Origin of the sequence: Zarconia navalis LEGE 11467 (assembly GCF_015207075.1) — a bacterium.
GTDB classification, from domain to species: Bacteria; Cyanobacteriota; Cyanobacteriia; order Cyanobacteriales; family Geitlerinemataceae; genus Zarconia; species Zarconia navalis.
In genome coordinates this window covers 1-8208 of record NZ_JADEXN010000211.1, presented here as the reverse complement: position 1 = coordinate 8208, position 8208 = coordinate 1, and the positions used below count along the sequence as shown (strand labels likewise).

Annotated in this window: 7 protein-coding genes and 1 pseudogene; 6 read left to right on the top strand and 2 right to left on the bottom strand. The window is 50.3% G+C overall.

Annotated elements, in window-relative coordinates; translation table 11 throughout:
- A partial coding sequence (locus IQ235_RS12345) for an ammonium transporter (protein WP_264321761.1) occupies positions 1–1285 on the bottom strand: 1285 nt, incomplete at its 3' end.
- A 781-nt stretch (positions 1286–2066) separates the two neighbouring features.
- On the opposite strand from IQ235_RS12345, the gene IQ235_RS12340 reads away from it, so the two are divergent.
- Positions 2067–3263: an RNA-guided endonuclease InsQ/TnpB family protein gene (locus tag IQ235_RS12340; protein WP_264321760.1), complete on the top strand. Its 1197-nt coding sequence runs from the start codon at positions 2067–2069 to the stop codon at positions 3261–3263.
- Between the two features lie 350 nt (positions 3264–3613).
- Here the strand turns inward: IQ235_RS12340 and IQ235_RS12335 are convergent, their stop codons facing one another.
- Positions 3614–4198 (bottom strand): (2Fe-2S) ferredoxin domain-containing protein, encoded by a 585-nt coding sequence (locus IQ235_RS12335; protein WP_264321759.1) that lies wholly within the window; start codon positions 4196–4198, stop codon positions 3614–3616.
- A gap of 317 nt (positions 4199–4515) precedes the next feature.
- On the opposite strand from IQ235_RS12335, the gene IQ235_RS12330 reads away from it, so the two are divergent.
- The 5 genes and pseudogenes from IQ235_RS12330 to IQ235_RS12310 form a co-directional block, all read left to right on the top strand.
- Entirely contained in the window at positions 4516–4731 is a 216-nt protein-coding gene (locus tag IQ235_RS12330; protein ID WP_264321758.1) for a CAB/ELIP/HLIP family chlorophyll-binding protein, read from the top strand.
- 242 nt (positions 4732–4973) lie between these two features.
- On the top strand, positions 4974–6455 hold the full coding sequence (gene zds / locus IQ235_RS12325; RefSeq protein WP_264321757.1) for a 9,9'-di-cis-zeta-carotene desaturase: 1482 nt from the start codon (positions 4974–4976) through the stop codon (positions 6453–6455).
- 176 nt (positions 6456–6631) lie between these two features.
- Entirely contained in the window at positions 6632–6913 is a 282-nt protein-coding gene (locus IQ235_RS12320) for a hypothetical protein (protein ID WP_264321756.1), read from the top strand.
- A gap of 486 nt (positions 6914–7399) precedes the next feature.
- Positions 7400–7624: pseudogene (locus tag IQ235_RS12315) on the top strand (LemA family protein); the annotation flags it as partial.
- A 6-nt stretch (positions 7625–7630) separates the two neighbouring features.
- Positions 7631–8208, top strand: a 578-nt coding sequence (locus IQ235_RS12310) for a M48 family metalloprotease (protein WP_264321755.1), incomplete at its 3' end; no start/stop codon positions are given.

Below are 8208 nucleotides of genomic sequence, written 5' to 3'. Positions count from 1 at the left end.
CAGCGGTAACTGGTTCTTCGGGAACCCGCAGGCTGAAATCTTGAGTGCGCGCCTGTTCGTCCATCACCTGAAACAATTGGTAGACTTCCGTTTTCGCTCGGTGTTCGGAAATGTTTAAGCCAATTTCTTCTTCTTCGAGGGAGACGCGCAGGGGCCAGAAGCGATCGATAACTCGCAGCAGCAAGTAGGTGATCCCGAACGCCCAGAGAAATCCCACGCCAATGCCAAACAGTTGTACCGCAATTTGAGCGTGACGACTCAACCCCGTCCCGAGGATCTCCAAATCCCCAAACAAACCCACTGCCAAACTGCCCCAAGCCCCAGCAATACCGTGCAGGGCGATCGCATCGACCCCATCGTCGATGTGAAAGCGATCGATCCAGTAGGTTCCCAGAAGCATTATCGCCCCGCCCATCCCCCCAATCAGGGCCGCTTGGGGGGTACTGACAGCGTTGCATCCGGCGGTAATTGACACCAAACCGGCGATCGAGCCGTTGATGAGGACTTCTACTTCTGGCAGTTTGCGCTGGTACCAACCCAATGCCCCAGCCGTCAGCATTCCCATTGCCCCGGCTAAAAAGGTCTGCACCAAAATTCTCGGGACTTGGTCGTTGAGGGCAAAAGTACTGCCGCCATTAAAGCCCAGCCATCCCAACCAAAGCAGCATCGCCCCGAGGACGGAAAAGGATAAATTCGAGCCGTGGATTTTCTGCGATCGCCCGTCGGTGGTAAAGCGACCGGTTCGCGGCCCGATAATTAGCAGTGCTGCCAGGGAAACCCAGCCCCCAACGCTGTGAACGACGGTAGACCCGGCAAAGTCGGCAAACCCCAGTCTCCCCAACCAGCCCGATAGGGTTCCGGTGGCAACGCCGTTCCACGCCCAATGGCCGAAAATGGGGTAAACCAAACCGGAAATGAGCAGGGCTAAAATCAGGTATCCTTGGAAGCGCAACCGTTCGGCAACAGCCCCAGAGACGATGGTGGTGCAAGTGCCGCAGAACATCGCCTGGAAGAAGAAAAAGGCACTGAGTTGGGGATCGTGGGCGAGTTCGAGAAAAAAGTCTTTTGCCCCCACCCACCCCCCAACAGATGCGCCGAACAAGAGGGCGTAGCCGAAACTCCAAAAGAGGACGATGGAGATCCCCACATCGGCGAGGTTTTTGACGGCAACGTTAATATTATTTTTCGATCGGGTCAATCCGGATTCGAGACACATGAAACCGGGTTGCATCATGAATACCAATCCGGCGCAACCGAGAAGCCAGGCTACATTTAAGTCGAGCATTGTTAATAGAGTTAACGTTTTGAATCAGAAGAATCGTTCTCGCTTTTCTCGCACGTTGTGAGGTGCACCCAATGACATTTCCCGATCGATCCCGATTCTCTCAACCAGATCGCTAGCGATCTGTCCCATTCATTTTGCAGGACGATCGTCCCCCGTCTTCCCACCCGAACTTATCTCTCATATCAATCTTGATAGAGTACGAGATCTCATGAGTCTAAGTATCGCCATATACCAAAAGTCAGATCTGTATCCAGATTATCGGGGAAAAATCCGGATTTCCCAATAACATTGTGAGTTTTACTGGGGTTTTTAGAACGTTTTTTGGAAGAAATAACGATCGACGATGCACTCTGCACCCAAATTTCGATCGTGTCGTTGAAATGCCTAACAGCTTACCATTAATGCTTCGGTACCACTCAATACGCCCAAACCCTTGAGTTGCCCTCGAGCGTGGGGTAATATCGAGTTCGGTCAAATGCTTACAATTCCTCGCCAGGCGCTCTGGGGAAGCCAGGGAAGAGAACTCGAGAAGTTTTCGGGTCAGCGATCTTGCTTGTGGGGATCGAACGTTGACCAAGTTGGGGTGGGTCACAAGCCTCGGACTTTTAGTCCGCTCTGGGTTCTTTTTTCAGCCTTTTTATCAGCATCATAATTGCTCCAGTTTTGGTCGCGCCGGTTCGTAGGCAGTAGTCTTCTAATATCTTTAGATGCTCATCCGAAATCCGTAAATTTAGTCTTTTGCTCATGGTTTTTCGTGCAGACAAGACTGTACGATAATCGTATGAAAGCACGTTATACATACCGTATCTATCCCAATCCTTTGCAGCAAAGCAAACTTGCTCGGGTATTTGGATGTGTTCGGGTGGTCTATAACGACGCACTGGCTGTCGTAAAGGCAACACCTGTGGTATGGCCTAGTAATAACGAACTGCAAAAGCTCGTGATTACGCAAGCCAAGAAGACAAAAGCCAGGGAGTGGTTGACCCAAGTTAGCAATATTCCATTGCAACAATCCGTCGCCGATTTGGGCGTAGCTTTTAAGAACTGGTTTGCGGCACTCAAAGGTAACGGTAAAGCTCGGTTCCCCCGATTCAAAAGTCGTTGCGGCAAGCAATCAGCACGGTTTCGTAAGGGCGGTTTCTCGCTCAAGGGAAACAAGCTGTTTTTAGCCAAAATGGGTGGATTCAAGGTGCGTTGGTCGCGCGAGCTACCGAAAACGCCTAGTTCTGTAACCATTGTCAAAAACACAGCCGGTCAGTATCATGCCAGCTTCGTCGTCGAGATCGAACCCAAAAGTGTTGAGCCGATTCGCGAGTCTATTGGTATCGATCTGGGTATCAAAACCTTTGCTTTCCCCAGTGTAGGCGGCCCGATTAATGCCCCCAGTTACAGTCGGTTAGACCGAAAGATTAGACGCGCGTCAAAGCGAATGGCGCGGCAGCAAAAAGGCTCCAAGCGCCGTAAAGCCACCCGGATGAAGATTGCTAAGTTGCATTTGAGGATTCGCAACACCCGCAAAGATTTCCTGCACAAAACAAGTACGAAGCTAATTTGCGAAAACCAAACGGTTAGCCTCGAAAACTTGAACGTGTCGGGCATGGTGAAGAATCGCAAACTGGCTCGGGCGATCTCGCAACAGGGATGGCGTGAGTTTCGCACCATGCTAGAGAGCAAAGCCGCTGGGCATATCAACCGGACGGTAAACGTCATCAACCGATGGGAGCCGACTTCTCAGGTTTGCTCTGATTGTGGTTTTAAGTGGGGCAAACTCGATCTATCAGTGCGCTCCATCCTCTGCGTAAGCTGTGGTGCTAAGCACCACAGGGATGAGAACGCCGCCAAGAATATAGAAATAGTCGGGGCAGGATATGTCCACGACTCTAAACGGACGCGGAGGGCGCGTAAGACGACAACGGTCGCAATGCCTGTCGAAACGTCAAGCCATGAAGTAGCGCATCAACTCAGTTTGTTTGCCTAGCTTCAGAATCCCCCTTACTTCAGTCGGGGGAGTATGTCAAGTTCGTTACCGACCTGCCTACCCAACTCGAGGGAGTTCTGACTGTTTCAAGATTTGACTCATTCAAGCACGCGCTAAAGCGTAGCGGAACGCACGATCGCGACTAAATAAGCGCACATCATGCGCGAAGTACTTACTATACACAATCCTAAGCGGTTGTGTCTTTCCATCAGATATTGCCAATCAATCAATGGCAAACTCGCGATCGATTTTAGACGCACGCCAGCCTGCATGTCGAGGCAAAGTGAAAGTCTTATGTTTGTTGCGCTTCGATCTCGGTCGAGATTGTAGTGTCGGGCGATCGTCGCCGGTTAGCGGTTGGCCGTCGCCAGAAAGTGTTTATCCACCAGTTCGGACACCTCTGCGGGACGAATGCGGCTGTGACGGGTTTTGCTGGGCATGAAGACGAGGTTCGGGCCGGCTTTGCAATGTTTGAGACAGCCGGTTTTTTTGATATCTACCCGATCGCTCAATCCTCGATCGTCGATCGCCTTTTCCAGGGCTTGATAGACGGCTTTACCGCCTCGCTTGCAGCAGTCGGACTTTTGACAGACGAGAATCTTCCCCTGGGTCAAAATTTTCTTTTCCTTGCCAACCGGCAGCGGCGAAACCTTCCGAGACGATAACTCACCACCGGCCGAAAGCGGTGTTAGCTCTTCGGCTTTAAACTCGTTGCGACCTTTTTTAATCTTTCTCGTCCCGGCAATCGACACCCAGTCTCCTGGCGCGAGGAAGGGGACGGTGGCGCGCAGGGGTTTTGCCAATTTAATGAAGAACTGTCCGTCCTCGGTCGAAAGCTGGACTCGCTTGGGGGTGAAATTGTCTTTGCGGACGATGTTGACAATTTGCCCCTGGAGGCTGAAGTCGGATTCGAGTTGGTATTTGGCTTTACCCATAACAGTTGACCGTTGGCAAAAACGTAGGAGGACAGGAGGAGAGTAAGGAGGACAAGTGGTGGGTTAGATAAAAAGTTTTCCGATTTTCCCCACGGCACACTTGAAGTCGAGCTGGCTCTAAACCCCTAAAAGGCAATGGTTTTATTGAATTTTAACCATCAGGCGTTTCGCGAGCGGCTCGGTGAATTATTGATAATTATACTCAAGAATCTAATATATTCCTCATCCGATCGAGTTTTCTGACGGCGGGTTGACAAGATTGTAAATTTTTGTTACAAATAGTTACATAAGGTTAAAAACAAAAAACGGAGACCCCAATGCAATCAGTTAAAGGAAGCATCATTGACGACCAAGGCAAAATGAACAACTTTGCCATCGAACCCACCGTTTACGTTGACGAAGAGAATCGCACTGGCTTTACCCCCTACGCCGAAAAGCTCAACGGTCGTTTGGCGATGATCGGATTTGTTTCGGCGATCGCATTTGAATTGCTTACCGGACAGGGACTCATCGAATGGTTTACCAACCTGTAAGCGGCAATTTTCAACCAACTTTTTCTCGAAACGCAATCATTTTTATATCCTTTCTATTGAGAAGCCGGGTTTTTCAACTAATTGAGAAACCCGGTTTCTCGATCGGTAAGAGCGCTCGATCGGGGAATGGGGAAAAGAGTTTCAGGGCGACCCATTACCTCCGATCGCCGATCGAATTTTCTGTAAAGACGATCGCCAGAAAATATTAAAATACGTAAACAAATCCATCGGAAAAATTTGAAATGCGAGTTGCAATTGTAGGCGCGGGACTAGCGGGAATGGCGGCGGCAGTGAAACTAGTCGATGCCGGACACCAGGTGGAAATATTCGAGTCCCGGCCTTTCGTGGGTGGCAAAGTCGGCAGTTGGGTAGACGCAGACGGCAACCATGTCGAGATGGGGTTGCATGTTTTCTTCGGATGCTACTACAACTTGTTTGCCTTGATGGAAAAAATCGGGGCCGTGCAAAACCTGCGCCTAAAAGAACACACTCATACTTTTATTAACGAAGGCGGACGAATCGGAGAACTCGATTTTCGCTTCCCCATCGGCGCACCATTTCACGGATTGAAAGCCTTTTTCACCTCCACTCAACTGACGACCCAAGATAAACTGCAAAATTCGATCGCCCTGGGCACTAGCCCGATCGTTCGCGGTTTGATAGACTTCGACGGAGCGATGAAAACCATTCGCGACCTCGATCGCATCAGCTTTGCCGACTGGTTCCGTTCCCACGGTGGCAACAACGGCAGCCTGAAGCGAATGTGGAATCCGATCGCCTACGCCCTGGGATTTATCGATACGGAAAACATCTCGGCGCGGTGTATGCTCACCATTTTTCAGCTTTTCGCCGCTAAAACCGAAGCCTCAGTTCTGCGGATGCTCGAAGGTTCCCCTCACACCTACCTTCACGACCCCTTAGTTAAATATCTTGAAGAACGGGGCACTCAAATCCATACTCGGCGCAGAGTGCGGGAAGTTTTGTTTGGCGAGACGGCTGGTGAAACCCGCGTCAACGGGATTGTGGTAGCACAGGGGGAAACCGAAGAAACCATCGAGGCGGATGCCTATATCTTCGCCTGCGACGTGCCGGGAATCCAGAAGGTGTTACCGCAAGAATGGCGCAAGTGGCCCGAGTTTGACAATATTTATAAACTCGAAGCGGTTCCGGTTGCCACGGTGCAACTGCGCTTCGACGGCTGGGTGACGGAACTCCAAGACGAGGAGAAACGCCAGCAATTGCAGCACGCCGCCGGTCTCGATAACCTGCTGTATACAGCGGATGCCGACTTCTCCTGCTTTGCGGATTTAGCCCTCACCAGTCCCGGAGACTATTACAAAGAAGGGGAAGGTTCGCTGATGCAACTGGTTCTCACCCCCGGCGAGCCGTTCATCAAACAAAGCAACGAAGCGATCGCCCATCACGTCCTCGAACAAGTGCGGGAACTCTTCCCTTCCGCCCGCAATCTGAATATGACTTGGTACAGTGTCGTGAAGTTGGCGCAGTCGCTATATCGCGAAGCACCGGGTATGGACCCCTACCGTCCTCCCCAGCAAACCCCCGTAGCCAATTTCTTCCTGGCGGGAAGTTACACCCAGCAGGACTATATCGATAGTATGGAAGGGGCGACGATTTCGGGAAACCAGGCGGCTGATGTGGTGCTGGCGAATGCAAGCAAGCTCAGTGGTACTGAGGAACTCGTCGGGACGGCATCACAGAGTTAACTCGAATGAGGCGATCGCGTCACAGCTGCGAGAAAAAGAGATCGCACAAAGCGCGATCGCGCCGTTTAGCTGTTTACCTCGGACTCTAAAATTGCCGTTTCTCCGTGGGGTTTTCTGCTGGGCACTCAAATCCTAGGTTAGAGTTGGGGGCTGGGACAACGAAGGGAAGCTTAGGGGTGATATTGCTCGGTAGTACGATCGGTTTAGCCCTAGGCATTCCGGCAGCACTCCGGAGGCGAAATGCGAGCGTTATTTTGCGATCGATTGCCGGTGCAGTTGTGGGAACTATTGTCGGTGTCCTACTTGCCGTCGTGGGTTTCGAGAAACTGAGCGGTAATTCCCTCGGTGGCGGGTTAATGTTGATGTGGTTCGTGCTGCCGGGTATTGTATCTGTGACGGCGATCGTGGCAGGAGAATTGGCAATTTTTTGGTTCGAGCGATCGCGGCGGCGACATTAAGGATTTCGATCGACCTTTAACTGAAGAACGCTCGATCGAAATGGGAGGCAGACTCTGAGCATTCAGCGATCGGCTATAGATACTCGCACAAAGCCAAAATTCCAGGAGTCTTTGCGAGAGCGAGGTTAAGGTTGTAAGCTGTATCGGGGTTTTTGGCTGGCGGCAGACTGATACGATTGTTTGTTGAGTTGTTGTCTTCTGATTTCAACTTTCTCTAATTTTATATATTTCATATTTATCGTATTCGTAATATTTTAATTTAAAAAATATAACAATTTAGAAAAATTCGATTTTAGATTGTTTAAAATTAAACGAGCCACTTAAAATCATTTTCCGATATTCTTTCAACGTGCGATTTCACCAAGCCAATATTCTGGTCGTGTGGAATTCTGAATAAAAGTTGCAACTTTCATTTATCTAGCTTTTTTTTGCCCGATTTTGAGTGCCCGTAGCGGAATACTTATCCACTAATAGTCCTACCCGGATTTAAAAGCCGATCGCTCTATGGGACAGCTTATGGAAGAGTTGCGATCGACAGAAAATCGGATCGCGTTTGCGCGACAATCTTTCAACGATGCTGTTACCCTTTACAACACAAAACGAGAAGTCTTCCCCAGTAATTTAGTGGCGAGTACATTTAATTTTTCTGAAGCACAACTCCTCGAAGAATCTTCTCCAGAAGTCAAAGAAGTTCCCCGCATTTCTTTCTAATCACCTATGAATTTCTTCGAACATCAAGATCGAGCCAGACAGAATACCCTTTATCTGATTGGTTTGTTTTTGCTAGCGATTCTGGCAACGATCGTGCTTTTGTATGGGGCGATCGTCTGGGCGCTAAACGAAAAACTCACTTGGCAACCCGAACTGTTCGCGATCGTTGCGGCAGGAACTGTGCTCTCGATCGGTTCGGGAAGTGTCTACAAATTAATCCAATTACGGGCGGGCGGCAAGGCGATCGCCGAAGACTTGGGCGGAAAGTTGATGAACACTGCTTCCGCCAACGATCGAGAACGGCAATTGCTCAACATCGTCGAGGAAATGTCGATCGCCTCTGGGATACCAATTCCTGCCGTTTACATCCTCGATCGCGAACGGGGAATCAATGCTTTTGCTGCGGGGTTTACCCCCAACGATGCGGTGGTTGGGGTGACGCGAGGATGCCTCGAACAGCTCGATCGCGACGAACTCCAAGGGGTGATTGCCCACGAGTTCAGCCACATCCTCAATGGAGATATGCGCCTCAACTTGAGATTGATTGGTATTCTCCAGGGTTTGCTCCTCATTCACATCATGGG